The sequence below is a fragment of the Pseudomonas sp. JL3 genome (assembly GCF_031570575.1).
GTDB lineage: Bacteria > Pseudomonadota > Gammaproteobacteria > Pseudomonadales > Pseudomonadaceae > Aquipseudomonas > Aquipseudomonas cucumis.
Genome location: NZ_JAKWJK010000023.1, coordinates 54897 through 81279, shown reverse-complemented (window position 1 = coordinate 81279; position 26383 = coordinate 54897). Strand labels below are relative to the sequence as shown.

Annotated in this window: 20 protein-coding genes and 2 pseudogenes; 15 read left to right on the top strand and 7 right to left on the bottom strand. The window is 59.0% G+C overall.

Annotation, left to right across the window (positions count from 1 at the left end; genetic code table 11):
• Window positions 1–42 precede the first annotated feature (42 nt).
• The gene (locus MMG91_RS26455; protein WP_310661189.1) at window positions 43–1353 is read right to left on the bottom strand and encodes an MFS transporter; all 1311 of its coding nucleotides are present in this window, start codon (window positions 1351–1353) and stop codon (window positions 43–45) included.
• Between the two features lie 169 nt (window positions 1354–1522).
• On the opposite strand from MMG91_RS26455, the pseudogene MMG91_RS26450 reads away from it, so the two are divergent.
• The 12 genes and pseudogenes from MMG91_RS26450 (at window position 1523) to MMG91_RS26395 (ending at window position 13950) form a co-directional block, all read left to right on the top strand.
• Window positions 1523–2654, top strand: a pseudogene (locus MMG91_RS26450) (sugar diacid recognition domain-containing protein).
• Window positions 2655–2817: 163 nt separating this feature from the next.
• Entirely contained in the window at window positions 2818–3966 is a 1149-nt protein-coding gene (locus MMG91_RS26445) for a glycerate kinase (RefSeq protein WP_310661188.1), read from the top strand.
• Window positions 3967–4188: 222 nt separating this feature from the next.
• Window positions 4189–5814, top strand: a complete 1626-nt coding sequence (locus MMG91_RS26440; RefSeq protein ID WP_310661187.1) for a methyl-accepting chemotaxis protein — start codon at window positions 4189–4191, stop codon at window positions 5812–5814.
• A gap of 40 nt (window positions 5815–5854) precedes the next feature.
• The gene (locus tag MMG91_RS26435) at window positions 5855–7042 is read left to right on the top strand and encodes an aminotransferase class I/II-fold pyridoxal phosphate-dependent enzyme (protein ID WP_310661186.1); all 1188 of its coding nucleotides are present in this window, start codon (window positions 5855–5857) and stop codon (window positions 7040–7042) included.
• Window positions 7043–7182: 140 nt separating this feature from the next.
• Window positions 7183–7581, top strand: a complete 399-nt coding sequence (locus MMG91_RS26430) for a hypothetical protein (RefSeq protein WP_310661185.1) — start codon at window positions 7183–7185, stop codon at window positions 7579–7581.
• A gap of 135 nt (window positions 7582–7716) precedes the next feature.
• Entirely contained in the window at window positions 7717–8403 is a 687-nt protein-coding gene (locus MMG91_RS26425) for an isoprenylcysteine carboxylmethyltransferase family protein (RefSeq protein WP_310661184.1), read from the top strand.
• Complete coding sequence (locus MMG91_RS26420; protein WP_310661183.1) at window positions 8400–8672, top strand: DUF5676 family membrane protein; 273 nt, start codon at window positions 8400–8402, stop codon at window positions 8670–8672. Before MMG91_RS26425 ends, MMG91_RS26420 begins: the two co-directional genes overlap by 4 nt.
• A gap of 22 nt (window positions 8673–8694) precedes the next feature.
• On the top strand, window positions 8695–10878 hold the full coding sequence (locus tag MMG91_RS26415; RefSeq protein ID WP_310661182.1) for a heavy metal translocating P-type ATPase: 2184 nt from the start codon (window positions 8695–8697) through the stop codon (window positions 10876–10878).
• A complete protein-coding gene (locus MMG91_RS26410; RefSeq protein WP_052964668.1) occupies window positions 10875–11093 on the top strand; it encodes a hypothetical protein in 219 nt (72 codons plus the stop codon). The genes MMG91_RS26415 and MMG91_RS26410 overlap by 4 nt, the downstream gene beginning before the upstream one ends.
• Window positions 11090–11299: pseudogene (locus MMG91_RS29080) on the top strand (DUF2933 domain-containing protein); the annotation flags it as partial. The gene MMG91_RS26410 and the pseudogene MMG91_RS29080, both read left to right, overlap by 4 nt.
• Before the next feature lie 252 nt (window positions 11300–11551).
• Window positions 11552–13069, top strand: a complete 1518-nt coding sequence (locus MMG91_RS26400; protein WP_310661180.1) for a thymidine phosphorylase family protein — start codon at window positions 11552–11554, stop codon at window positions 13067–13069.
• Entirely contained in the window at window positions 13066–13950 is an 885-nt protein-coding gene (locus tag MMG91_RS26395) for a ribose-phosphate diphosphokinase (RefSeq protein ID WP_305501806.1), read from the top strand. The genes MMG91_RS26400 and MMG91_RS26395 overlap by 4 nt, the downstream gene beginning before the upstream one ends.
• Before the next feature lie 237 nt (window positions 13951–14187).
• Here the strand turns inward: MMG91_RS26395 and MMG91_RS26390 are convergent, their stop codons facing one another.
• The 5 genes from MMG91_RS26390 to MMG91_RS26370 all read right to left on the bottom strand — a co-directional run bounded on the left by MMG91_RS26390 (window position 14188) and on the right by MMG91_RS26370 (window position 19725).
• Window positions 14188–15165 (bottom strand): D-glycerate dehydrogenase, encoded by a 978-nt coding sequence (locus tag MMG91_RS26390; RefSeq protein ID WP_310661191.1) that lies wholly within the window; start codon window positions 15163–15165, stop codon window positions 14188–14190.
• 21 nt (window positions 15166–15186) lie between these two features.
• Window positions 15187–16485, bottom strand: coding sequence for an MFS transporter (locus tag MMG91_RS26385; RefSeq protein WP_310661179.1), 1299 nt, complete (start codon window positions 16483–16485; stop codon window positions 15187–15189).
• Between the two features lie 231 nt (window positions 16486–16716).
• The gene (locus MMG91_RS26380; RefSeq protein WP_310661178.1) at window positions 16717–17760 is read right to left on the bottom strand and encodes a sugar kinase; all 1044 of its coding nucleotides are present in this window, start codon (window positions 17758–17760) and stop codon (window positions 16717–16719) included.
• Entirely contained in the window at window positions 17753–18535 is a 783-nt protein-coding gene (locus tag MMG91_RS26375) for a TIM barrel protein (protein WP_310661177.1), read from the bottom strand. The genes MMG91_RS26380 and MMG91_RS26375 overlap by 8 nt, the downstream gene beginning before the upstream one ends.
• A gap of 164 nt (window positions 18536–18699) precedes the next feature.
• Window positions 18700–19725: a LacI family DNA-binding transcriptional regulator gene (locus MMG91_RS26370; RefSeq protein WP_305445456.1), complete on the bottom strand. Its 1026-nt coding sequence runs from the start codon at window positions 19723–19725 to the stop codon at window positions 18700–18702.
• A 221-nt stretch (window positions 19726–19946) separates the two neighbouring features.
• Here MMG91_RS26370 and MMG91_RS26365 point away from each other — a divergent pair, with 221 nt between their 5' ends.
• The 3 genes from MMG91_RS26365 (at window position 19947) to MMG91_RS26355 (ending at window position 25666) form a co-directional block, all read left to right on the top strand.
• Window positions 19947–20792 carry a hypothetical protein gene (locus MMG91_RS26365; RefSeq protein WP_310661176.1) on the top strand — a complete coding sequence of 282 codons (846 nt, stop codon included), beginning with the start codon at window positions 19947–19949 and terminating at the stop codon, window positions 20790–20792.
• 101 nt (window positions 20793–20893) lie between these two features.
• Window positions 20894–22972 carry a hypothetical protein gene (locus MMG91_RS26360; protein ID WP_310661175.1) on the top strand — a complete coding sequence of 693 codons (2079 nt, stop codon included), beginning with the start codon at window positions 20894–20896 and terminating at the stop codon, window positions 22970–22972.
• A 252-nt stretch (window positions 22973–23224) separates the two neighbouring features.
• Window positions 23225–25666: an autotransporter outer membrane beta-barrel domain-containing protein gene (locus MMG91_RS26355; RefSeq protein ID WP_310661174.1), complete on the top strand. Its 2442-nt coding sequence runs from the start codon at window positions 23225–23227 to the stop codon at window positions 25664–25666.
• Between the two features lie 64 nt (window positions 25667–25730).
• Here MMG91_RS26355 and MMG91_RS26350 read toward each other — a convergent pair whose 3' ends face one another.
• Window positions 25731–26228 (bottom strand): hypothetical protein, encoded by a 498-nt coding sequence (locus tag MMG91_RS26350; RefSeq protein ID WP_310661173.1) that lies wholly within the window; start codon window positions 26226–26228, stop codon window positions 25731–25733.
• Window positions 26229–26383: the final 155 nt, after the last annotated feature.

Sequence of the window (26383 nt, the reverse complement as noted above, 5' to 3'; positions counted from 1 at the left end):
AACTGGCGGTCAACCGAGTGCTGGATAACCTCGATCCGCAGATCAGGCCCGCAACGTCCGGGTCATGCGCAACGCCAGCAAACTCCCACACACAATCACACCCGCCAGCAGATACAACGCCGCATCGGTCGACCCGGTGCTGTCCTTGACCCAACCCACCAGGTACGGGCTGAGGAAACCCGCCATCTGCCCCATGGAGTTGATCAACGCCAACCCGCCGGCCGCCGCGCCCGCACTTAGCATGGCCGTCGGCACCGGCCAGAACATCGGCAGGCCGGTGAGGGCGCCCATGGTAGCGAGGGTCAGGCCGAGGATGGCGATGGCCGGGTTGGCGGCGAAGTTCACCGCGATCAACAGGCCCACTGCGCCCATCAGCATCGGCACCACCAAGTGCCAGCGGCGTTCTTTGCGCAAGTCCGCCGAACGACCGACCATCAACATGAACACCGCCGCCAGCAGATACGGAATCGCACTGAGCCAACCAATCACCAGGTTATCGCTGAAACCGAGGTTCTTGATGATCGACGGCAGCCAAAAGTTGATCGCGTAGACACCGCTCTGGATACAGAAATAAATCAGGCCAAAGGCCCAGATCGCCGGGTTCTTGAACACCTCCAGCAGCGAATCGGTAGCGGTTTTCGGTTTGCTGGCCAGGTCTTCAGCGTGATCGGCCTCAAGCACCGAACGCTCGTAAGGGGTCAGCCACTTGGCGTTGGCGTAACTGTCGCTGAGCAGAAAGTAGGCGAGGGCGCCGAGGATAACTGTCGGAATGCCTTGCAGCAGGAACATCCACTGCCAGCCGGCCAAACCGGCCTGGCCTGCGCCGAAGTGATTGAGAATCCAGCCGGAAAACGGGCTGCCGAGCAGGCCGGACACCGGGATCGCCGACATGAACAGCGCCATGATGCGACCACGACGGAACGTCGGGAACCACTGCGAAAGGTAAAGCACCACGCCCGGGAAGAACCCGGCTTCTGCCGCACCGGTAAACAGGCGCAGGGTGTAGAACTCGGTCGGGGTGGTGACGAACAGCAGGCAAGTCGACAGCGTGCCCCAAGTGATCATCATCAGCGCGATCCAGCGGCGCGGGCCGAATTTGGTCAAGGCCAGGTTGCTCGGTACGCCGCACAGTACGTAGCCGATGAAGAAAATCCCGGCGCCGAGGCCGTACACGGTTTCGCTGAATTTCAGCGCGTCGAGCATCTGCAGTTTGGCAAAGCCGACGTTCACCCGGTCGAGGTAGTTGAACAGGTAGCAGATGAAAATGAAGGGGATCAAACGCAGGGTAATGCGTTTGTAGACGGCGTTCTTGTCGTCAGCGGTGGCCAGGGTAGCTGCGGCGCTCTGTGACATGGCGGGCTCTCTCTTTATTATGATTTTTTGCGACGCAAGGGTAACGTTGATCGCCCAGTGAGTCTCGGCCACCCCTTGGGTGGTTGTCTTTGTGCCTGAGCACAGGGTTTACAACCAAGGCCTGTGCGGGTGAACAACCCGTTCCATCACGTTTTCAAGGAACCGCGCTATGTTCGAACTCGATCACGACCTGGCCCAGGACATCGTCGACCGGGCGATGGCCATCCTGCCGTACAACGTCAATGTCATGGACAGTCAGGGGTTGATTCTCGGCAGCGGCGAACCGGAGCGCATTAACACCCGCCACGAAGGCGCGCAATTGGTGTTGGCCAACGGCCGCGTGGTGGAGATCGATGCGCAGACGGCCATTCACCTCAAAGGCGTGCAACCAGGCATCAATTTGCCGCTGTTGCTCGATCAGCGTTTGATTGGGGTGCTAGGCATTACCGGCGAACCCGAGCAATTGCGCACTTACGCCGAACTGGTGCGCATGACCGCCGAGATGCTGGTGGGCCAGCGTAATCAACAGGCCGAGCAGCAATGGCGGCGTCAGCGTTGCGATGATCTGCTGGCGTTGCTGCTCAGCGAGGCGGGGGATTCGCCGCGGTTGCTGGACGAAGCGCAGCAACTGGGGCTCAAACCGCAATTGACGCGGGTGCCGTACCTGTTCGAGTTGGGCATGGAACACAGCCCGGGGCAGACCGTCGAAGCGCTCAGCGCCTGGTTGATGTCGCGTTATCCGGACAGTTGGTGCGTGAGTTCGGCCAAGTCTTCGTTGCTGTGGTGCCGACCGGCGACGCCTGCGATCGAGAACGATCGGTTGCTGGAAAAGCTCGATGGCCTCGGCTGGAACATTTTGCGCATTGCCGTGGGGGGGGCAGGCCGATGGATTGTCGGGCTTGCGCCGTTGCTATCGGCGGGTCGGTGATTTGCTGGCCTATGGCCGCGATGTGTTACCGCATTCGCGCTTGCTGACCCTGAACCGTTATCGGCTGCCGGTGATGCTCTGGCGGCACCGCGACGACGATGCGCTGGATGAACTGCTGCGACCGTTGCGCAAAGTCATCGCCAAGGATGGCAATGGTCAACTGCTGGCGACTCTGCGCAGTTGGTGCGAACACGACGGCCAGAGCCAGGCCTGCGCCGATGCCTTGGGCATCCACCGCAACAGTTTGCGCTACCGCATGGAGCGAATCGCCGAACTCAGCGGCGTCGACTCGCTGAAGCTGGATGGGATGCTCGCACTCTATCTCGGCGTCCAACTCCTGCCCCAAACCGAACTGCCAACCGCCACACCGTAGCACCGTAGCAGCAGCCTCGCAGGCTCGGCAGCTGCTACGACGAGCGGGGCAGCCACGGGTTTTGTGAAATTGAACAATAATCCTCACGACCGTTTGTGCAGCGGACCGGCGTTATTGTTCATGGCGGCTGGCAGCATGGACGCATTGGAACTGGAGAATTCGCATGAAAATCGTCATCGCCCCCGATTCGTTCAAGGACAGTCTGAGCGCCCAAGGTGTGGCCGAGGCCATTGCGTTGGGGTTGGCCGAAGTATGGCCCGATGCACACTTGATCAAGTGCCCGATGGCTGACGGCGGGGAAGGCACGGTCGAATCGATTCTGGCCGCGTGCGACGGCGAACCGCGCCGTACCCATGTTCGCGGGCCGCTGGGCGCCACGGTCGATGCCGCGTGGGGCTGGTTGCCGCAGAGCCACACCGCGATCATCGAAATGGCCGAGGCCAGTGGCCTGCAACTGGTTCCGCCGAACCTGCGCGATGCCTGTACCAGCAGCACCTACGGCACCGGTGAATTGATCCGCGCCGCGTTGGATGCCGGCGCGCAACGGGTGATCCTGGCGATTGGCGGCAGTGCCACCAACGACGGCGGCGCCGGGGCTATGCAGGCTTTGGGTGTGAAACTGCTGGATGCTCAGGACCAAACCCTGGTGCCGGGCGGTCTGGCCTTGGCGCAACTGGCTCGTCTCGATCTGAGCGACATTGATCCGCGTCTGGCCAAGGTGCGCTTCGACATCGCCGCCGACGTCAATAACCCGCTGTGCGGCCCTCAGGGTGCCTCCGCGATTTTCGGCCCGCAGAAAGGTGCATCGCCCGAGCAAGTCGAGCAACTGGACCACGCCCTCGGGCACTTTGCCGAACTTTGCGCGCAAGCTCTGGACAACGACGTGCGCGCCGAACCGGGCAGCGGCGCGGCGGGCGGCTTGGGGTTTGCCGCCAAGGCGTTTCTCGGCGCGCAATTTCAGGCCGGGGTGGAAGTGGTTGCCGAATTGGTGGGGCTGGCCGAGGCGGTCAAAGGCGCCGACCTGGTGATCACGGGCGAAGGTCGTTTCGATGCCCAGACGCTGCGCGGCAAAACCCCGTTTGGCGTGGCGCGCATTGCACGCCAGCACGGCGTGCCGGTCATCGTCATCGCCGGCACCTTGGGCGAGGGGTATCAGGCGCTGTACGAGCATGGCATCGATGCGGCCTTTGCCTTGACCAGCGGGCCGATGACACTGGAGCAGGCCTGCGCCGAGGCGCCGCGATTGTTGCGTGAGCGCGCTCGTGATGTTGCGCGGGTGTGGCGGGTGGCGGCCCGAAAAATCCAGGACTGACACAATTCCCTGTAGCAGCTGCCGAGCCTGCGAGGCAGCTGCTACCGCCCTCGGAAAATATTTTTCCAACCCCTGCAAAAAACCTCAACCCCGGCCGATACAACGTATAGGCGCACACAAACCAACTACAACAGTGGCGCCAAGCTGAAAGGTGCACGCCATCGCCCACCCGACAGTGATCACCGCAAGGATGCTCGCCGCCTCAATTACCGAGATCATCCTATGTCACTGCGTAATCTGAAAATCGCGCCTCGAGCTTTCCTCGGTTTCGCCTTCATTGCCTTGCTGGTCATCGTGTTGGGTGTGTTTGCCGTGAACCGCATGACGATCATCCGTCAGGCCTCTGTCGATATGGAAATGACGCAGTTACCCAGCATCGGGTTTCTGGGTAACGTGACGGAAAACGTCCTGCGGCTGCGAATTCTCTCGTTCCGCGTGCTGGTCAACCGTGACCCGGCGGCGTTGCAGGAAGCCCAGACCCGCATCGGTGTGCTCGTCGACAAGGTGCGCAGCGCCCAAGCCAGTTATGCCGCCTTGCCGGCCAGCCCTGAAGAAGCCGCGCTGTACAAAACCTTCGCGACTACCCTCGATAACTACATGCAGGCCCAGAGCCAGATGCTGGACCTGTCGCGGCAGAACAAACTGGATGAGATGCGCGCCCTGATCAATACGCGGATCAAGGAAGGCACCGATCAGATGGGCGAGCAATTGAACAAACTGGTAGCGCTCAACGCCGCCGATGCCAAAGCCGCGTCGGCCAAGGCGGGCGAGCACTACAGCGAAGCCTTTATCGGCATCGTGACAGTGGCGGTGAGTGCTTCGTTGCTGACTGTGCTGCTGGCCTGGCTGTTGACCCGCAGCATCCTCACGCCGCTGAACCGTGCGGTGCTCGCCGCCGAAACCATTGCCGGCGGCAACCTGAGCAAGGTCATCGAAGTCGACGGCAACGACGAACCGGCGCGTTTGCTCGGCGCCTTGGCCGCCATGCAGACCAGCCTGCGTAAAACCATCGAGCAAATCGCCGGCTCCGCAACGCAACTGGGGGCCGCCGCGGAAGAACTCAGCACCGTGACGCAAGAAGCGTCACGCGGTCTGCAACAGCAAAACAACGAAATCGAACAGGCCGCCACCGCCGTCAACGAAATGACTGCCGCCGTAGAAGAAGTGGCGCGCAACGCGGTGTCGACGTCCGAAGCCTCGAACCAGTCGACCCAGGCCGCCCGCGAAGGTCGTGACCGGGTGGTAGAAACTGTCGATGCGATCCAGACCATGACCCATGACGTGCAAAACACGGCGTTGATGATCGAAGGGCTGGCGACTCAGGGCCGCGACATCGGCAAAGTGCTGGACGTGATCCGCGCCATTGCCGAGCAGACCAACCTGCTGGCTCTCAACGCCGCGATCGAAGCCGCTCGTGCCGGGGAAGCCGGGCGCGGCTTTGCGGTGGTGGCGGATGAGGTTCGGGCGTTGGCCCATCGCACCGCGCAGTCGACCCAGGAAATCGAGAAAATGGTTGCCGGCATCCAGAACGGCACCGGCGAAGCGGTCTCGTCGATGCAGCAAAGCAATCAGCGCACCCAAAGCACCCTGGAAATGGCTCGTGCGGCGGGTATCGCCCTGGAGCAGATCACCCAATCGATTCAACTGATCAACGAACGCAACCTGGTGATCGCCAGCGCCTCGGAAGAACAGGCTCAGGTGTCCCGTGAAGTCGACCGTAATCTGGTGAACATTCGCGACCTGGCCACTCAGTCCGCCGCCGGTGCCAACCAGACCAGCGCCGCCACCCACGAACTGTCACGATTGGCAGTTGATTTGAATGCAATGGTGGCGCGTTTCGTGATTTGAGATAGGGTTGAAACTGGACCTCGCGCGTTAGGAGAAGTACATGCGCTATTCAGCCTTGACCCAGCGAATCGCCGGCGACGGAGCCGCAGCCTGGAACATTCACGATCGAGCGCTGGAATTGCGCGAACAGGGCGTCGACGTGCTGTTGCTGTCGATAGGCGATCCGGATTTCGACACGCCGCTGCCGATCATTCACGCCGCCATCGATAGCCTGTTGGCTGGCGACACCCATTATTCGGATGTACGCGGCACCCGCACACTGCGCAGCAGCATCGCCAGCCGTCATCAGCGGCGCAGCGGCCAGTTGGTGGATGCCGACCATGTGATCGTGCTGCCCGGCGCGCAGTGCGCGGTGTATTCGGTTGCCCAATGCCTGCTCGATCCTGGCGACGAAGTGATCGTCGCCGAACCGATGTACGTGACCTATGAAGGTGTGTTCGGCGCCTGCGGAGCCAGAGTGGTGCCGGTGGCGGTGCGTCCGGAGAACGGCTTTCGGGTTGAACCGGCGGATGTCGCGGCGCTGATCACCCCAAAAACCCGCGTCATCCTGCTCAACAGCCCGAACAATCCCTCCGGTGCCAGTCTGTCGTTGACGTGCTGGCAGGCGTTGGCAGCGTTGTGCGTGCGGCATGACCTTTGGCTGATCAGCGACGAGGTCTACAGCGACCTGTTGTATGAGGGTGAACACATCAGCCCGGCCAGCCTGCCGGGCATGGCCGAGCGCACCGCGACGATCAACAGTTTGTCCAAATCCCATGCCATGACCGGCTGGCGGGTGGGCTGGATGATCGGCCCGAAACCGTTGGCTGAACATTTGATGCATCTGTCGCTGTGCATGCTGTTCGGCCTTCCGGATTTCGTCCAGAACGCCGCGCAAGTGGCGCTCGATAAAGACTTGCCGGAAGTGGCGCTGATGCGCGAGGAATATCGCCAGCGTCGCGATCTGGTGTGCGCGAGTCTAAGCGGTTGCCCGGGCATCCGGCCGATCAAACCCGATGGCGGGATGTTCGTGATGGTCGATGTGCGCCAGACCGGGCTCGGTGCGCAAGATTTTGCCGAGCGGCTGCTTGAAGTGTATGGCGTGTCGGTGCTGGCCGGCGAAGCCTTCGGGCCGAGCGCGGCGGGGCATATTCGCATTGGCCTGGTGGTGGATCAGGCGAGACTGGCGGATGCATGCCAGCGGATTGCATCGTGTGCGGCGGATTTGCTACAGGTGCGGCGGGCCTGAAGGATTTGTGTTGAGTTTGATGGCCTCTTCGCAGGCCGACCTCGATCGAGTCATCCATTAGTTTGATTTTGATCAACCTCTCCATTGCTTTGCTGGCTAGACTGAAAATCAATACGACGTAATGGTCGAGGTTGTATTTCATGTACTGGTTCCGCCGTCACCACCGACGCCTGGTGCACCTTATCCTGGTGGTGTGGGTGTCAGCTGTGACCGTGATGGCTATCCAAGGTTGTCTGGTGCAACCGAATCACAATATAGCCGCGCCACACAATGCCGAGCTGTATGTGGTGGATGGCCATGCCCTCCACACCAATGGCTGCCTTCAGAACTGTGAGGACACTGCCACGGCGATAAAACCTGCAGCGCAATTTCCTGCGTTGGATCCCATCCACTGGGCCGTCCTTTTGCTGTTAACTGTGGCAGTCATAAGGGTGGTGCTTGACCCTCAGGAAAAATTCTCCTTCGCCGCGCTTGTACTGAAGCGCCCCGCACCGCCGGAAGTCCCCGTCCGCCTGACTTTCCTCCGCTTCAACGATTAAACCCTCCCTACCTCAGAGTGGCGAAGCACGGGTTGCTCTGTCCTGCTGCGTCGCTTTTTCGCGACTCGGTTATTCCTGTTCACCTCCTCGCCAAAAGGCGAACAGCAAAACCACCGACAAAGAAGAGGATCCACCATGCACCCTACCGAATCGGCCTACGGTCTCTGGTCGCTGGTCATCATCAACTCATTGGTGTTTATCTTGTTCGCCTTCAGCTTCGCCCGGCCGAAGACGAGCCGCGACTGGCGTTCCTTCGGTATGTTCTCGGCGTTCCTGGTGGCCCTGTTTACCGAGATGTACGGTTTCCCGCTGACGATCTACCTGTTGATGCCCTGGCTCACTCGTAACTTCCCCGGCATCGACTTCCTCTCGCACGATGCAGGGCATTTGCTCGAAATGGTTCTGGGCTGGCAGGTCAACCCGCACTGGGGACCCTTCCATATTCTCAGCAACCTGCTGATCGCTGGCGGCTTCTGGTTATTGGCAGCCGCGTGGCGCGTGCTCTACAAGGCCCAAGGTAGTGGGCAACTCGCGCTCGAGGGGCCCTATGCGCGGATCCGTCACCCGCAGTACGTTGGCTTCGTGCTGATCATGTTTGGCTTTCTATTGCAGTGGCCGACATTGATCACCCTGGTGATGTTTCCAATCCTCCTGTTCGTCTACGCCAAGCTGGCGAAGCGGGAAGAACGGGAGATGCTTGCGCACTTCGGCGATGCCTACCGCACTTACTGTGAACAGACGCCGGCGTTCCTGCCCTGGTCAACTCCCCGCAGCCCCGACATCCCTACTGACGCGCCTCCCAGCTCAGGAAAACAATCATGAACGTTCCCTGGAAAACCGGTATTTCTCTGGCCCTGACCATGGCCATTTCCTACACGGTCTGTGCGCTGCTTTATGCGCTATGGCCGGTGCAAGGTATCGCTTTTCTCAACGCCTTGTTCCATGGACTCGACTTCGGTCGTCTTCAAGCCCCGCAAGATTACGGGGTGATGACTTTCGTTGGGCCACTGCTGGTCTTGACCGTATGGGGCGCGATAGTCGGCACCTTGTTTGCCTGGCTGTCCGGCAAGCTCCATGGCAAGTCTTCATAGCCGCTTCAGGCAGGAGACACTGATGAACGAATCACACATGCAGCACAGCCAGCACCCGCCGGTGTTTGCATCAGAGAAAATGGCGAAAGATCCGATCTGCGGGATGATGGTCGATAAGACCACCGCGTTGTCACGGGAACGTGGCGGGCGCAGCTATTACTTTTGCAGCGATACCTGTCTGCGCACCTTCGAGTCGCCAGAAAGAGAACTGAAGGCGATGAAAACCCGCGTGACTATTGCCCTCACTGGTGTATTGGCCCTGGCGCTTCTGCGTGCCGGCGCCTTCATCGCGCTGGCCGCCGGTGCCACGCTGCTGACTTGGGTGCCGATCCCTGCGCTTCCTTGGTTCACCTGGGGTATATGGCTTTTCCTGTTGGTCACTCCGGTGCAGTTCATCGGTGGCTGGAGTTTCTACAAGGGAGCGTGGAATGCCATTCGCACCCGTAACATCAACATGGATTTCCTGATCGCCCTCGGCACCTCGGTTGCCTATTTCTACAGTGTCGCGGTGCTGTTCTTCCCGGACGTCCTGCCGGTGAAGGTGGCCGAGCGCGACGTCTATTTCGAAGTGTCTGCGGTGATCATCGCTTTCGTACTGCTGGGTAGGTACATGGAGGAGATCATCAAGAAAAAGTCTTCGGCTGCGGTACGGCGCTTACTTGATCTCAAACCGGCGATCGCGCATGTGATTCGTGATGGGCAAGAGGTCGACTTGCCCGCTGAAAACGTCATGGCCGGCGAGTTCCTGGTAGTCAAGCCTGGCGAAAAAATCCCCACCGATGGCGATGTCAGTGAAGGTCAGTCAACGGTAGATGAGTCCATGCTGACGGGTGAGTCGATGCCGGTCGACAAACACCCGGGCAGTCCAGTGATCGGAGGTACGCTCAATGGCAGTGGTGTGCTCACTTTCAAGGCGAGCAGGATCGGTGCCGATACCGCCCTGGCGCAGATCATCAAGATGGTCGAGGAGGCACAGAACAGCACGGCACAGATCCAGCGCTTGGCCGATCAGGTCACTGGCTATTTTGTGCCGGCGGTGGTGGCGGTTGCGCTGCTGGCCCTGGTCGGCTGGTCTGTTGCGGGGAATTTTCCGCAGGGGCTGTTGGCCTTTATCGCGGTTCTGATCATTTCCTGCCCTTGTGCATTGGGCGTGGCGACGCCCGCTGCGTTAATGGTCGGTGTCGGCAAGGGGGCTGATAACGGCATCCTTATCCGCGGCGGCGAAGTACTGGAGCGGGCAGAAAAACTGAGTACGGTGGTGTTCGACAAAACCGGCACCATTACCCGAGGCGAACCCAATGTCACCGATGTGATTTCGCTAGACACAGTGTCCGAAAACGAGGTCTTGATGCTCGCCGCCGCCGTGGAGTCCGGTTCAGAACATCCGCTTGGCGCAGCAATAGTGCGCGCCGCCCGGCATCGCGACATCAGCCTGCCGAAAGCGACCGGTATCAATGGGATCGCCGGTCATGGCATCGAAGGCCGTGTCGACAGTCGCAAAGTCTGGCTGGGCAATCGGCGTTTGTTCGCCCGCCAAGGCATTGCGGCCGAGGTTGCCGAGGAGCACCTCATTCGCCTGGAAGCCGATGGCAAGACCGCCATGCTGGTCGGTGTCGACGACCGTTTGGTTGGGGTGATTGCTGTGGCCGATACCATTAAACCTGAAGCGGTTGACGCCGTTGCGGTGTTGAAGGCAAGCGGCATCAAGGTCGTGCTTCTGAGCGGCGACAACCACCGCACTGCCGAAGCGGTCGCGCGACAGGTTGGCATTGAGCGAGTGATTGCCGAGGTCTTGCCGGACGACAAGGTCGCAGTGATCCGCCAATTGCAAAGCGAAGGGCAGGTCGTGGCCATGGTTGGCGATGGTGTCAACGATGCACCGGCCCTGGCCACTGCTGACATCGGCATCGCCATTGGCTCGGGGTCCGATGTGGCGAAGGAAACCGGCGGCATCATCCTGCTCAAGAACGATGTGCGCGACGTGGTCACCGCGATCAAGCTGTCGCGCGCAACGATGGTCAAGATCAAACAAAACCTGTTCTGGGCATTCATCTACAACAGTATCGGCATTCCAATCGCGGCCTTTGGACTGCTCAATCCCATCATCGCTGCCGCCGCTATGGCGCTCAGTTCCCTGTCGGTAATCGCCAACTCCGCACTGCTGAAGCGTGCCCGCATTGGCTTGAGTCAGGAGGTCAAATCATGAACCGCGAGGTTTTAATTATCTGCCTGCTGGTGAGTATCGTGGGCATTGCAACGGTGGTTTACCTGTTGGGGCTGACGGGTAAATCGTTCGCTATAGCAGCGATTTTCCTGCTGTGCCCGGTCTTGGTCGGGGTGCAACTTTTTCGCGGTGTCCGTCAATTTGACAAGGACATGGCCGAAGCCCGTCGCAAACTGCAAAGGAAGAATCTGCCATGAAACCCCATTACGTTCCCGTTCGCAGCGCCGGCCGTGTCAACGGGTTCTTCCTCGGCTTCCTTGCCATTGCCGCGTACTTCCTGTTGACCGAGCACCGGGCTCACGTCGTTCCTTATCTGCCATACCTGCTGTTGCTGGCCTGTCCGCTGATGCATCTGTTTATGCATCATGGACACGGGGGGCATGGCGGACAGGAACAGGCTGATCGCGGTGAGCATGCCGCGCACGGTGGCGGCTGCGGCCACCAGCAACGCGACGATCACGCAGGCCATGCGCCCGAACCCGGCAGGCAGCCGGACGACGCGACGCAACGCCCAGACCGCCCGGCATGAGGGCCGTGCCGTATACCGCATGCTGGCAGCGAGCGGTGAGGGCCCCCATATGGCGAACAAATTCCGGGACAGCGCCTTCATCAGTGAATCGACTTGCTGCGGCAAGCCACCGAAGGGAACGTGATCATGCCGATACCCATTGTTCTTGAATTGCGCGTGCGCCGGCTCGGCATTGATACCCACCAGCAGCCGGTGGCGTTCATGCCGCGCGATTGCCATGTCTGCCGCTCGGAAGGTTTTTCCGCCTTGTCACGCATCGAACTGGTCAAAGGCACGCGCCGGGTGATCGCGACGCTGATGGTGGTAGATGGACAGTGGATAGGCGGCGGTGAGGTCGGGCTATCGGAGTCGGCCTGGAGGCTGCTCGGTGCGCAGGAGGGCGAAAGCGTTGCCGTGCATCACCCGGCGCCGGTAGAGTCGATGAGTGCCGTGCGCGGGAAGATCCATGGAAGTGCGCTGTCGCGGGAGGCGCTGGCTGCGATCGTGAATGACATCGATGCCGGCCGATTCAGCGACGTGGAGCTGGCGGCCTTTCTAACCGGCTGCGCCGGCAACCAAATGTCGTTCACCGAAATCCGCTATCTGACCGAAGCCATGGTTGAAGCCGGCGAGCGTCTGCACTGGGACCGACCGCTGATACTGGACAAGCACTGCGTCGGTGGGTTGCCGGGGAATCGGACCACGCCCATCGTAGTGGCCATAGTCGCGGCCAACGGCCTGTGCATACCCAAGACTTCCTCGCGGGCCATTACCTCGCCAGCGGGTACGGCCGACGCCATGGAGACTCTGGCCCCGGTAGATCTCGATTTGCCAACGATGCGCAGGGTCGTGGAGCAAGAGGGCGGTTGCGTCGTCTGGGGTGGGGCCGTGCAACTGAGCCCGACCGATGATGTCCTGATCCGGGTCGAACGAGCCTTGGACCTGGACAGCCAGGGCCAGTTGGTGGCCTCGGTGCTGTCGAAGAAACTGGCGGCCGGTGCGAGTCATGTATTGATCGACATCCCTGTCGGCGCTACCGCGAAAGTACGCGACATGCCAGCGGCGATCCAACTGCAAACGCTGTTGGTCGAAGTCGGCAGCCTGCTTGGCCTCAACGTCCAGGTACATGTCTCGAACGGCGATGGCCCCGTGGGGCGGGGCATTGGCCCGGCTCTGGAAGCACGCGATGTGCTGGCGGTGCTGCGCGGCGATGCGCAGGCGCCACAGGACTTACGTGAGCGTGCCCTCGACCTTGCCGGCCTGTTGCTGGAAATGGCCGGCAAGGTGCCGGCTGGCGGTGGCTATGCGCTCGCCGCCGCAACCTTGGCGAGCGGCAGCGCCTGGCGAAAATTCCAGGCCATCGCGAACGCCCAAGGCGGGCTGCGCGAGCCGCCGCTGGCGCGCTATCGGCACCCGGTTTTGGCCGACCGCGACGGCCGTGTGTGCCGCATCGACAACCGCGTACTGTCGCGCATCGGAAAATTGGCTGGGGCGCCGGCGGCCCCCGCAGCCGGGCTGGTACTCGGTACGGCGCTCGGACAACGGGTCGAGGCCGATCAGCCGCTCTATACTGTGCACGCTGAAAGCCCGGGCGAACTGGCTTATGCGTTGGAGTATGCGCAGCAGCACTCGGAACTCTTCTTCATCGAGGAGGACGCGCCATGAATTCCCTGCTGTTTTGTCTCGACGGTAACCTGGCCTTGCAGACCGGGCTCGCGGCCCGTGCGCGGCTGCAACCCGCGGCCTGCCAACGGTGGCAGTTCCCCGATGAAGAAAGCTACGTGCGTGTGTTGAGCGATGTGCAGGGCCGCGACGCAGTGGTTTTATGCAGTTTGCACCGACCGGACACTCTGTTCATACCGCTGTGCTTGCTCATGGAAACCCTGCGCGAGTTAGGTGCCCGCTCCGTGGGCCTGGTGGCGCCCTATTTGGCCTATATGCGTCAGGACCAACGTTTTCATCCGGGGGAGGCCGTCAGCGCGCGCCTGTTCGCCGATCTGTTGGCTCCGCACATTGACTGGTTGGTGACGGTGGATCCGCACCTGCACCGTATCCATGATCTGGGCACTCTATACCCGGTACCGCATCGAGTCGTACATGCCGCGCCGGCCCTGGCCGCCTGGGTCGCCAGTGAGATCGCGCAGCCGTTGTTGATCGGTCCCGACAGCGAAAGCGAGCAATGGGTGTCGGAGGTCGCCCGGCTGACGAAAGCGCCATTCATCGTGCTGCAGAAAGTGCGACTCGGCGATCGGAAGGTCGCGGTCTCCGTGCCCGATATCGAGCGTTGGCGTGAACACACTCCGGTGCTGATCGACGACATCATCTCGACGGGGCGTACGCTGATCGAAACCGCCGGTCATCTGCAACGAGCAGGCATGCGCCCACCGGTGGCCTTGGCGGTACATGGTGTGTATGCAGAACACGCCGAACGTGATCTGCAAGCGGCCGGCATTCAGGCCTTCACTAGCAATAGCATCCCGCACGCCAGCAACACCATCGATCTGTCCGAGCTGGTTGGACAAGCCATCGAGGAGCTTGCTCCATGACTTTAGCGGCGGCCCCAATCTGCAGGAGGCTTTCGGGCGCGGGTTGGCGACAGGATGACATTCACCGTTGCATTGGCGCTCATCGATCGGAAGATTCACCATGCGGCAGAATATTTAGCGGTCAAGCAGGCAATCACGGAGCATCTACTCGCGTCCTTGGCGTTTCCCTGTGATTGGTTGCTGTCGAACTGGGCTGCCGCACGCCTTTGAACGAGGCCCTGACAAACGCTAAATTTCTTAAGCCCGCCACGCCCCGGCATTCACCAGATTCACCGGCCGCTCACCCGCCAGAGCCGCCAGCAGATTCTCCACCGCACACTGGGCCATCGCCTCCCGCGTCTCATGCGTCGCCGACCCGATGTGCGGCGTCGCCACCACGTTATTCAACTGCAACAACGGCGAGTCATACCCCAGCGGCTCCCGCTCGAACACATCCAGCCCCGCCGCGCGAATCCGCTTCTGCTGCAACGCCTCGATCAGCGCTGGCTCATCCACCACCTTGCCCCGGGAAATGTTGATGAAGATCGTCTCGGGACGCATCAAGGCGAACTGTTCAGCACCAATCAACCCCTCGGTTTCAGCGGTCAGGGGCAACGTGAGGCAAACGAAATCGGCCTGCTGCAACAATTCGTTCAGGCTGCGATATTGCGCGTTGAATCGCTGCTCCACCGCCGGTTTCGGCGAATGGCTGTGATACAGAACCGGCATGCCAAAACCGAAATGCCCGCGTTGCGCCAGCGCCTCACCGATCCGCCCCATTCCAATAATGCCCAGCGTCTTGCCATGCACATCGCTGCCGAAATGCGCCGGGCCGATGTTGCGGTTCCATTGGCCGGCGCGAACCATGTTGGCCAGTTCCACCACGCGCCGGGCGGTGGCCAGGATCAGCGCGAAACCGGTGTCGGCGGTGGTCTCGGTCAACACGTCGGGGGTGTTGCTGAGCAGGATCCGCCGTTCGGTCAGGTAGTCGATGTCGTAGTTGTCGACGCCCACGGACACGCTGGCAATGGCTTCGAGGTTCGGCGCCAGATCCAGTAACCCGGCGTCCAGTTTCAGACTGGCGCCGAGCAACCCTTGGGCGCGGGGCAGGGCCTGGCGAAGCTTTGCCAGGCCTTCGGCATCGAGGCTATCGATCAGCGTCACCTCGGTCTGCTCATGCAGGCGCGTCATCAGCAGCGGCGAGAGTTTCTTGTACAGCACCACCTGTTTTTTCATCGTCGTCATATCAACATCCATTCAGGAATGAGCCGCCACCGACCGGGGCACAGCGGCCTTGGCCACCACCCGGTCACTGGCGCCGGGCTTGAGGAAAATCGTCAGCACCACCGACAGCAGCAAGGCGCCGCTCATCAGCAGGTAAGATGCACCGGGCGATCCGGTGGAGCTGTTCAGGTAACCCACCAGATAGGAACCGCCAAACGAACCGAGTGCGCCCATGCTGTTGATCAACGCCATGGCGCCACCGGCGACGTTAGCCGGGAGAATCTCCGGGACGATGGCGAAAAACGGCCCGTACGGGGCGTACATGCAGGCGCCGGCAATCACCAGCAGCGTGTAGGACCACCAGAAATGTTCCGCGCCCAACGCGTACGAGCCATAAAACGCAATCGAGGCGATCAACAGCGGTGGCCAGACGAAGCGTTTGCGCTTTTGCAGTTTGTCCGAGCCCCAGGACACCAGCAGCATGGCGATCACGGCGGCGAGGTACGGCAACGACGACAGCCAACCGGCTTCGATCATGTCCATCTGCGCGCCGGCCTTGAGGATCGATGGCAGCCACAACACGAAACCGTAGACACCGATGCTCCAGCAGAAGAACTGCAAGGCGAGGATGATCACCTTCGGCGAGCGAAAGGCTTCGGCGTAGTTTTTCACCGCTTTGATGCCCACCTGTTCGGCGGCCAGGGCGCTTTCCAGGTCCTGTTTCTCCTGGTCGTTGAGCCACTTGGCCTGAGCCGGGCGATCATCGGCCAGGCGCCACCAGATAAACGCCCACAGCACCGCTGGCAATCCTTCGATGATGAACATCCAGCGCCAGCTGAAATGCTGGATCAGATAGCCCGAGACCACCGACATCCAGAGCATGGTCACCGGGTTGCCGAGGATCAGGAAGGTGTTGGCGCGCGAGCGTTCGGCACGGGTGAACCAGTGGCACAGGTACACCAGCATTGCCGGCATCACGGCGGCTTCGACCACTCCGAGCATGAAGCGAATCACGATCAGCCAGTAGGCGTTGGAGACGATCCCGGTCAAGGTCGCCAGGCCACCCCAGAGGATCAGGCTGACGAAAATCAGCTTCTTCACGCTGTGCTTCTGGGCGTAAATCGCTCCCGGGATCTGGAAGAAGAAATAGCCGAGGAAGAACAGCGCGCCGAGCAGGGAGGACAGGCCTGGGGTGATCATCAGGTCCGCAGCCATCCCGGAGGCGGCGGCAAATCCATAGTTGGCGCGGTCCAGATACGCGAGGCTGTAGGTGATGAACACGATCGGCATGATGTACCACCAGCGGCGGGTGGCCAGTGTTGCGGTTTTCATAGTGATGCTCCTGAGCTTGTTGTTTTTGTCGCAGCAGGTAACGGTTGTGGCATCNTGAACACGATCGGCATGATGTACCACCAGCGGCGGGTGGCCAGTGTTGCGGTTTTCATAGTGATGCTCCTGAGCTTGTTGTTTTTGTCGCAGCAGGTAACGGTTGTGGCATCTCGTTCCCACGCTCCGCGTGGGAATGCCTCTAGGGACGCTCCGCGTCCCCTATGACGCGGAGCGTCACGGGCTGCGTTCCCACGCAGGAGCGTGGGAACGATCAGTGTCAGGATCGCGCAAGACCTGTAGGAACGAGCGGTGCGGCGATCCGACTTGCCCGCGAATGGGGCCCTCAAACTCGGCATACATCTCGGCCCGATCGGGCAACCCCTCCATATCTCCACGGCTCTGCACCGCGCGGCTGCCGATCCAGTTGGCACGCTGCACGGCGTGGGCAACGCTATGGTTCTCCAGCAACGCGCTGATCAAACCGACGGCAAACCCGTCACCGGCACCGACCGTATCGACCACCGTCTCCACCGGCACGCCAGCAATGAAACCTTCATCCAGAGGGGTTCGGTAATACGCGCCGTGCGCCCCGAGCTTGATCGCCACGGCTTCCGCGCCCTGGTCGAGGTAAAACGCCGCGATGTCGGCGGGGTCTTCGAAACCGGTGAGCAAACGTCCTTCGCTCAAACCCGGCAGCACCCAATGGGCGAGGGCGGCGAGACGGTTGATTTCGGTGATCATCTGCTGCTCGCTGGCCCACAAACTCGGGCGCAGGTTCGGGTCGAACGACACGCTGCGTCCGGCATTGCGCATGCGGGTCATCAGTTCGAAGGATATTTCCCGGGCCGATGCCGACAACGCCGGGGGAATGCCCGTGGCGTGCAAGTGCCCAGCCTTGAGCAATTGCGGCTTGATGGACTGCACCGACAAATGACTGGCTGCCGAGCCACGACGGAAATACTCAACAACCGGATCGCTGCCATCATCGGCGCGGGACTTGAGTTGAAACCCGGTGGGGTGCGCCGGGTCGATGTCGACGTGGCTGCAGTCCAGGCCTTCTTTCTCAAGCGCATCGATGACGAACCTGCCGAGCGAGTCCGCGCCAACCCGGCTCAGCCAGGCGACGTTGAATCCCAACCGCGACAAACCAATGGCGACATTGCTGTCGGCCCCGGCAATGCGCTTGTGGAAGTGGCCGACGTCAGCCAGCTCACCGTTCTGCTCGGCGACGAACATCGCCATGGTTTCACCGAACGACAGAATATCGATCTCAGACATGAGCAGGCTCCAGTCGGGATTGACCGAGGCGGGCGAGGGCGGCGACATGCTCGGAGGTCAACTGCACCAAGTCATCGCCTTGCAATGGATACTCCGCCGCGCGCATCACGCCGTGCTCCATGTGCCGCAGCAATTGGCCCCACAGATGCAGGTCGCTGGCGGCCGGTGGCACCGCCACCAGTTTGCCGTCGGCCCGGCGCGCCACTGCTTTACAGTGCACGTAACCGACATGTCGACCGAGCAACCGCGCGGCGCTGGCGGCGGATTGGTCCTGCCATTGCCAGTTGCCGATATCGAAGGTCATTTTGATCGGCAGCTGATGTTGTTCGACGTCGGCGAAGAAACGCTGGAACGGTTCGATGCGGCCGCCGTGCAAGGTCTGGTCGTTTTCCACCAGCAGCTGCACCGGGCTCTGTTGCAACTGCAGCGCCAGTGTTTGCAGTTCATTGTTGTCGGTGAAATACCCCAGGGAGACTTTCAGCCACTTGGCGCCGAATGCCTTGGCGCGCTTCAGGGCCGAGAGCAGTTCAGGGTTGGGGGCCGATTGCCCGGCCAACCACAATTCCATCGGTGAGGAATACACACTTTCCAGGCCCCGGGATTGCGTGGCAGCAGCCAGTTGCGCGGGGTCTTCCAGAGTCAAAAGTTCTTCGCGCCATTCGATGTGCGTGGCGCCAGCAGCGGCCAACACCTCGACAAAACTGCCCTGGCCGCGTTGGCGGACAAGGTCCGCGCCGTAGCTGGACAGACTGATGGAAACGGGTGGTTTGTTCATTGTTATCACCTCTGAAACCGGTTTCATTTTTGGTCAAAAAAATATTGATGTTGAGTTATGCGCTGGTCTTCAGGGCCTCTTCGCGGGCAAGCCCGCTCCCACAGGTTTTGTGAACGCCACAGATCCCTGTGGGAGCGGGCTTGCCCGCGATGGGGCCCGAACATTTACCGAAGATTCCCCAGGGTGGACCCCCGAACAATCAACCGCGCCGGAAAATCCAACGTCCGAACCGGCCCGTCATCGCCACGCAACCGCTTGAGCAAACACTCAAACGCACTCGCGCCAATCTCCGCCGTCGGCTGGGCGAGGGCGGTGATCCCGCTGCCCACCAGTGGATACCAATCCAGATCATCCAGGGCGATCAGCCCGACATCCTCGAACAGCTTGCACTTCAGTTCACGCAACGAATGGGTACTGGCCAGCGCAGCGATGCCGTTGGCACAGAACAGCGCTTTCGGGCCGGGGTCAGGGTTATCAAGAAAAGATTTCAAGCGGCCGGTCAGATCGCCGCCGGTTTCGACCACCGCGCCAGAGAGCGCTGGGCGCTGCGCAATTTGCAGCTTGAAACTGCTGACCCGCTCGATCCGTGAACTGGTGCCATCAAACGGTTCCGTCACCATTAGCACATCGCGATAACCACGTTCTTCCAGGTGGGCGAGGGCCATTTCAACGGCGGCAGGATTGTCCAGCCCGACCAAATCACTCTCAAGCTGCGAGACCTTGCGATCCACCAGCACCATGGGCATTTCGCGGTGCAATTCGCGCAGCTCATCCCGGTGATGGCCGAGGGTGTTCACGATCAAGCCTTCGATGTTGTACGAGCGCAGCAACGCCAGGTGCTGACGTTCCTGTTCGTCATCGCGATCGGTGTTGCACACCACCAGGCTGTAGCCGTGCTGACGGCAAGCGGTTTCCACCCCGTGCATCACGGCAATCGAATAAGGATTACGGATATCGGCCACCAGCATACCGATCAGGCGAGTGCGCCCACGTTTCAGGCCGCGGGCCATCTGGTTCGGGCGATAGCCCAATTCGCTGATCGCCTGCTCGATGCGCAGGGCAATGGCATCAGAGAGCAGGGCGCGGTCATCGCCGATGAAACGCGAGACGCTGGCCTTGGAGACGCCCGCGTGTTCGGCGACGTCGAGCATGGTGACGCGGCTGCGTTGGGCGGCGGAGAAGTCGTTCACGGTTTTTAACCTTGTTATTGGAATTTGTCCGAGTTGGCTTTGAAACCGGTTTCAGAGAACACCATTAATGAGAGCGCGTCAAGCCAGCGAAGCCTCAATGCGTAGGAAAAATCCGACAAACGGTAGCTTTACCTGTCAGATCTGACAGTAGCCAACAGCCCGGCTGTGAGCGCTTAATTTCTTGCACTTGAAGGGCGATACAAGAAGGCGAGAAATTATTCATGCCAGCACCTAATGACCCACTTGCAGCAAGGAGCACCTCCGATGTGGGCGTACTACTTGACCCTCCTCGGGTACAGGGAGTCGACCCAGCGGATTCTGCTGGGACGTTACCGGACGATGCGAAACAAAATGGCATCGTTTGCGTCATTCTCCGCTGGCCAGCGTTCCCGACAGACGCGCGTATTGACCGCGTCCAAATTTTCATAGTCGGAAACCCAACTCCGATTGCGTCACGCAACTATGGCGCTGCCGATGATGCAGCGGAGTTTCTCATTCCGATAGGGCCGACATTACTTCCGGACCTGTCTACGTTTGAAATCATGTACACGGTTCGTTCGGTTAACAATACGACGTCCCCCACACGACGCCTGACGTTTGCAGTTGTTGCGCCGCCGCAAGTTCTCAAAGAAGCAACTTTTCCCGATGCAAATTTTTGGGGCTATATCAACTGCACTAAAAACAACCCTCAAGACCCTGATTCTTTATATGTTTGGGAGGGAATACGCATCCTCATTCCGTTCGACAATCATTTTCAACTGTTGGATGTCATCGAACTGGTCTGGCAGGGATGGGACTCTTTAAACGGGTCAGGAGCGGCTTTGACACCTCCAGTTACGTTCACCGGCACGGTAACAGATGTAACCAATAACCAACCGGTTTCAATCGTTATACGCCCGTTTGTCCCGCATATCGAACCTATGCGTAACAATGATTCTGCGACCGCAAGTTATTTGCTGTTGCGCAATGGGGTTCCGATCTTTAGCTCTTTTACAGGGCACGTGAAAATAGACAGGGTGATTCCGGGTAACAGTGATTTCTGTTCGGATGCAAGTTGGATGAAGTAGGAGCGTTGTTGTAACTGAAAAGCGACTGATGTTGGCGATAAACGCTGTTGTCGATGATGTAAGGATTGATATTAATTTTTTCAGCATAATGGAGAAAGCACATGACAATTTATCAGGCTGGAACATCGGGGCAGCGCAGTGGAATATTGGCAGCCCCTGTACCTGAGTTACCGGATGGCCGCGGTCCCAGCGGTGACATTATTCCCATTGCCGCCATTCCTGTGGGAGGCACTCTCACGCTTTTACTGGACACAACCGAACCTACAAATCAACAAAATGGTGATGTGGTAGCACTGGATATCACGCGAACCCAGCCACCTGACATTCCAACTCCCACAGACTATACAAGGCTTCCACGCGTTCGCCTCCCTGACATGGGGCAAAGACCTGTTAAATTCCAATACCCAGTACCCACCGAATTTTTGGGAGAAGATGCAACGCCAGCCGGCCCGACAACAATCTGGGTCCGATGCGTGTATTTTGAACGGGGCTTGAACTCGCTGACCTCAGACTTCGTACCGTTCCTGATTGACCGTACCGCGCCCTGGCAAGCTAAACCAGTGCAGACGGGCACCAATCCCGGACAAACACCCGGCGTTAAATCCATCCCGCGGGTAACGTTTCCCAACGCCCCGGGCGACCTGGACGACACCTGGGCGAATCTCCCGGGAAGCTCAATGGGATTGAGGGTAGTGATTGACACCGCTTACCCCAATGCTCAGTCAACAGACCGCGTGCGACTGTATGTGGCAGGTCAACGAACCAATCCGCCTCAGGTTCAGCCCTTCTACGATAACGCTATGCCTACCAATGGCGAGGTAGCGATTCCGACTGCCGAGCTGAGAAAGATAACCACCGGCAGGGCTTTCGTCTGGTTCATTATTACTGATGATGCAGGCAACGAAAGCGCTTGGTCAGTGAGTTTCAAAAACACTCGTTTTCTGCCGCTGCCCAAATTGGGTCCATTGGTCGTCCCGGCAAATAACGATGGTCTGATCGAGCTGACGGATGCGCGTGCAGGTGTAACGGTGGAAGTGACGCGGCCGGTTAACGCACTCAACGACGACGAGGTGAGTGTCACGTGGGGAAGCCAGTCGGCGCAAGACTTGCCGTTCGGCACCGCCACCCAACTGATTTTCACCATTCCCTGGGCGGATCTGAGCAAAGAATATTTCGATAATCAGACAGGCACGGATTACGAACTGGATGTTCTGGTCAAGGCTGACTTGATGCGTGCCAATATTTCTGTCAGCGATGTGGATACGACGGTAAACACGGATTTCTCGACCTACCCTCCTTATGCCATTGATCCACTCAATCCGCCTCCTGAGATCAATCCCGAATTCAAGCCATTGATTGTGCGGGGACAGGCACCTGTCACGGACAACGTGCTAGGCCCACACGACGCCAATCAAACGGCTACGGCATACATCGATGTTTCGCCTGTGAGTGGCACTACATTTCCAGACCCGGAAGCGGGTGACCTGTTAACCCTGATGTACCTTGGCGATCAGGGCGAGGTGGTCGTAAATTCAACGACGTTGGACGATTCAAATATCAATACAATCATTCCAGTTGATTTGCCTTACAGCGTTGTCGGTCCAGGTGGTCTGGGGGTGAAACAAGTATGGTGGACATATGAAAACAGCCGCCGTAACAATACTCAAACGTCGGTCAAAACACCTGTAACGGTTAACACCGTAGTCATTACACTTGATCCGCCGGAGTTCGTACGGCCGCCCGCAGATGGCACTGCAGATCCGTTCATCATTTGCGAGAGTCTGACCGGTGTGGATCACGTGGCCAGATTCCGGATTCCGCCAAATATCCATTTCGTCCAGGATATGGATATCACCTTCAACTGGCGTGGGTTCCGTACGGATGATTATACAGAGCAGGCGCCGTCTGATACTGAGTTCACCGAAACCCGGAAAATTACCGCTGCCGAGCTGACGGCCGGGATGATCTTTGACGTTGGGACTTATGACCCGGTGATTCGCAATGTTCCAGTGCCTCCACCGGTAACCCCGGATCCCTCAGATTTTTACGCTGGTTATGTGAAAGTCTGGTATTCGACACCGATTGTGCCCACATCGAGGGTAACGGAAATGACGGTTTACTTGCTCAATGCCGACTTCTTGTACTGTGAGTCAGAACCGGGTTGGGCCCCCGCGCCATAACCATCGTTTAAGAGTGCAGAGTTGCGTTCGCCGGGAGAGTAAGGCTCTCCCGGCTTGCTATCGCTGTCTGTCGTCAGAAACACAGATTGTATTTCGCGGGCAGGGAATAAGTCCCACTCATAAAAGGAATAGTCCTACATAGAAGGTTCGAAGTTGTAGGTATTCTCCGACGCCGCCAACGACGGACGTCTGATGGAGCTTCTCTTTGAGCCGCATCTCCACCGTCCCGACAAAACTCAGAGAGCAGTGACTATGAAGTTTGAGAAAATACTGGGACTGACAGTTATGAGGTTTACAGGTGCGCTCTCTTATGCAGTGGCCATAATGGCCGTTTCAGAGTCCGCCTATTCGCGAAATCTTCTGCCGGGAGAGGTGGAAACCGTCTCCAGTGGTGCAACGCCTGAAGCGTGGTTTATCCCCGCAACGGCTACTCTAAACATTAACGGTGCCGGCGCGCTGAATATCCAGGTCGGTGGTGGAACACTCAACGGCGACACCGCTGCCACATCACAGATAGATGCATCTTCAGATGCCCGCGTCAATCTGGCCCGGTCCACGGTGACTAGCACAGGTTTTGATACCGCACTCGCATTGACTGACAGCTCGGCCACTGTCATAGGCAGTACATTGACCAGTCAAGGCAGGGCAATGTCCTTGGCTCGGGATCTGCTAATACCGGTGGGATCAACAGCAACCGTGACCAGCAGCACTTTACTCGGCGGCATATCCGGTGCCGCGGTTACGTCGCTCAGCACTCTGAACCTGGTCGATACCCGGGTGGAAGGGACGGATCCGGATGGCATCGGTCTGGAACTGTTCGGCGGCCACGCCAATGTCAGTGCCGACAGCCAGATCATCGGCGGGCTCAATGGTGTCATGTTCGGGGAGGACACAGTGCTGAATCCCGGCGATGTGATGGGGCAGAGCCGGTTGACGGTGGACGGATCAACCGTGCAAGGACGTACTGGCGCTGCGATCAGTGTCAATTTCGCTACTCCGGCCGGCCAGCCGGTCTTGATCGAAGTAAACAACGGTTCCAGCCTGATCGGAGGCAACGGCAATATCCTGGAGGTGATCGATGGTGCCGCTGCCCGATTTCAGGTCGACAACAGCAAGCTGTCTGGCAACATTCAAGTCGCTGAGGGTGGAGAAGTCAGCGTACTGTTGCGAAACGCCGCGAGCCTTGACGGCAATCTGGTCAACGTTGATTCGGTCACGCTTGATACGCAAAGCTCCCTGACCGGCAACATCCAAGGTTCCGGAACCGGCGTGGTGACGCTGGACAATAACGCGGTCTTGCATGGCGCCGTCACCGGCGTCAGCAATATGTCGGTCAGTCGTGGTGCAGAGTGGAACATGGTGGGTAGCAACGCTCTCACCCGCCTCGACATGCAGGGCGGCAGCGTGCGCTTCGGGACGACCCAGGAGTTCACCCGCCTGGACATCGCCAACCTGTCAGGCAATGGTCAGTTCTTCATGGACACAGACGTTGCCACTGCAGAGACTGATTTTTTGAATGTCACACAATCCGCATCCGGCCAGCATGAGCTGGTAGTGGCTGCTACCGCCAGCGAACCGGTCAGTGGCGCGCCGGTCAAGGTGGGCAACATCGCCGCGGGGGATGCGCAGTTTTCCTTGAGAAACGGCCAGGTGGATGTCGGTGCTTTAGCCTACAAACTGGTGAAAGAAGGCGAAGGGCTGTTCCTGCAACCTGATGCGACGAGTCCGAGCACAGGTTCAAAAACAGCCATGGCAATTGCCGGCACTGCTCCCACAGTGATTTATTCTGAAATGACTACCCTCAATACACGTCTCGGGGACCGCCGGATGGCCAGCACCCAGCCTCGGGCACGATCCGTTGCTGCCCTGGACTCGGATACTCAAGGCTCGACATCCGGTCTCTGGATACGTACTTACGGGAATCAGTACAACGTCAAAAACGCGTACGGTGACGGTTATAAACAAAATCAGACGGGTGTCTCCGTGGGGGTGGACACGCCACTGCCTGTGGGTGACGGCCAATGGCTGATCGGTGCTTTTGGTGGTTACAGCACCACTCGCCTGAATCTGGCGCGTGGCAGCGCTGGCACGATTGACAGCGTTTATCTGGGTACTTACCTGACCTGGTATGACGAAGAGAGCGGGTATTACGTTGATACCGTAGCCAAGGTCAACCGTTTCAATAACGACGTTAAAGTCACGCTGAGTGATGACACTCGTACAAAGGGTAACTTCGACAATGTGGGCGTGAGTGGTTCTGTCGAGGTCGGCAAGCACATCGTCTTGAACAACGGCTATTTCATCGAGCCTTCTGCACAATTGGGTGCGGCGGCCGTGGAAGGTAAAACCTACCGTCTGGACAATGGATTGCACGTGGACAGCGATGAGACCCGCTCTTTGCTCGGCAAAGTCGGCATGACGGTTGGCCGTGAATTGGTTCTAGACAACGGCAGAAAGCTTCAGCCCAGACTGCATGCTGCCGTCAGTCATGAGTTTGTCAACAGTAATCGTGTGAGTGTGAACGAGACTGACTTCAACAACGATTTGTCCAGTACCAGCCTGGAGTTGACCGGCGGGTTGAACTGGATACCGGCGAACAATAAGTGGCAGGTGTATGCCGAGGTCGGAACCAGTCGTGGCACTAAAGTTGACCAGGAGCTGGGGGGGAGCGTGGGGTTGAGTTTTAACTTTTAAGTAGAATGACGGCGTAAAAAAGGAAGCTTGAAAGCTTCCTTTTTTATTACGGGCTGTTGGTGATTTATTTTCGGCTTTGGCTCAGATCGACGTTAACAAGAAATTCTCCTTTGATCGGAAACAGACTATTGCCATCTGGCCCACCATGATCAAATGAAGCGCTCCACATCGCGGTCAGGGTTTTTTCGAGACCATCATATTGAAACGTGATGCTACCGCTCTCGGCTACGTGTAAATCACCATTCACAGGATTTGAGTTGTAGGTCACTCTGATATCTTCGATATCCTTGGATATTGAAAAGGTTCCCGTTCCAGGTCTTGCAAAAAAAACAAATTCGATCGTTTGGGTCATGCCATTTTCAGTGTGACCAGCTCTTAACCAGTAATGCTGGCCATCGGGGAAATCCTTCAGTTCGATTGAAGGGATAGAGGTAGAGCGAAACTCCTTGAATGCGGGAAATTTGACGTGTTTGAATTTTGGATCGGAATCGCCATTGATGGTGGCGGACAAGTACGCTTGTGCTGGAAGAGTTGTCGCGTAGGCCCGGGCTGCGAAGCTCATGAGTTTATCTCCATACATAATGGTTAGAGGCATCCAAAGACTGAGCAGTCCTAATCCTGGATGTTGTATGGAAGCTTAAATATGGCGCAGATGTAAACTGTCATAGTTGACAGTTTACATTCGCAGATTTTTGTGAGTTTCTAACTTGGCGTGAC

What these genes read in the sequence shown, in the direction of transcription:
- MMG91_RS26440 (WP_310661187.1), top strand. Translation starts at nt 4,189, where the DNA reads ATGTCACTGCGTAATCTGAAAATCGCGCCTCGAGCTTTCCTCGGTTTC.
- MMG91_RS26390 (WP_310661191.1), bottom strand. Translation starts at nt 15,165, where the DNA reads ATGAAAAAACAGGTGGTGCTGTACAAGAAACTCTCGCCGCTGCTGATG.
- MMG91_RS26400 (WP_310661180.1), top strand. Translation starts at nt 11,552, where the DNA reads ATGCCGATACCCATTGTTCTTGAATTGCGCGTGCGCCGGCTCGGCATT.
- MMG91_RS26435 (WP_310661186.1), top strand. Translation starts at nt 5,855, where the DNA reads ATGCGCTATTCAGCCTTGACCCAGCGAATCGCCGGCGACGGAGCCGCA.
- MMG91_RS26445 (WP_310661188.1), top strand. Translation starts at nt 2,818, where the DNA reads ATGAAAATCGTCATCGCCCCCGATTCGTTCAAGGACAGTCTGAGCGCC.
- MMG91_RS26355 (WP_310661174.1), top strand. Translation starts at nt 23,225, where the DNA reads ATGAAGTTTGAGAAAATACTGGGACTGACAGTTATGAGGTTTACAGGT.
- MMG91_RS26380 (WP_310661178.1), bottom strand. Translation starts at nt 17,760, where the DNA reads ATGTCTGAGATCGATATTCTGTCGTTCGGTGAAACCATGGCGATGTTC.
- MMG91_RS26350 (WP_310661173.1), bottom strand. Translation starts at nt 26,228, where the DNA reads ATGAGCTTCGCAGCCCGGGCCTACGCGACAACTCTTCCAGCACAAGCG.
- MMG91_RS26375 (WP_310661177.1), bottom strand. Translation starts at nt 18,535, where the DNA reads ATGAACAAACCACCCGTTTCCATCAGTCTGTCCAGCTACGGCGCGGAC.
- MMG91_RS26415 (WP_310661182.1), top strand. Translation starts at nt 8,695, where the DNA reads ATGAACGAATCACACATGCAGCACAGCCAGCACCCGCCGGTGTTTGCA.
- MMG91_RS26455 (WP_310661189.1), bottom strand. Translation starts at nt 1,353, where the DNA reads ATGTCACAGAGCGCCGCAGCTACCCTGGCCACCGCTGACGACAAGAAC.
- MMG91_RS26420 (WP_310661183.1), top strand. Translation starts at nt 8,400, where the DNA reads ATGAACGTTCCCTGGAAAACCGGTATTTCTCTGGCCCTGACCATGGCC.
- MMG91_RS26385 (WP_310661179.1), bottom strand. Translation starts at nt 16,485, where the DNA reads ATGAAAACCGCAACACTGGCCACCCGCCGCTGGTGGTACATCATGCCG.
- MMG91_RS26365 (WP_310661176.1), top strand. Translation starts at nt 19,947, where the DNA reads ATGCCAGCACCTAATGACCCACTTGCAGCAAGGAGCACCTCCGATGTG.
- MMG91_RS26425 (WP_310661184.1), top strand. Translation starts at nt 7,717, where the DNA reads ATGCACCCTACCGAATCGGCCTACGGTCTCTGGTCGCTGGTCATCATC.
- MMG91_RS26360 (WP_310661175.1), top strand. Translation starts at nt 20,894, where the DNA reads ATGACAATTTATCAGGCTGGAACATCGGGGCAGCGCAGTGGAATATTG.
- MMG91_RS26395 (WP_305501806.1), top strand. Translation starts at nt 13,066, where the DNA reads ATGAATTCCCTGCTGTTTTGTCTCGACGGTAACCTGGCCTTGCAGACC.
- MMG91_RS26410 (WP_052964668.1), top strand. Translation starts at nt 10,875, where the DNA reads ATGAACCGCGAGGTTTTAATTATCTGCCTGCTGGTGAGTATCGTGGGC.
- MMG91_RS26430 (WP_310661185.1), top strand. Translation starts at nt 7,183, where the DNA reads ATGTACTGGTTCCGCCGTCACCACCGACGCCTGGTGCACCTTATCCTG.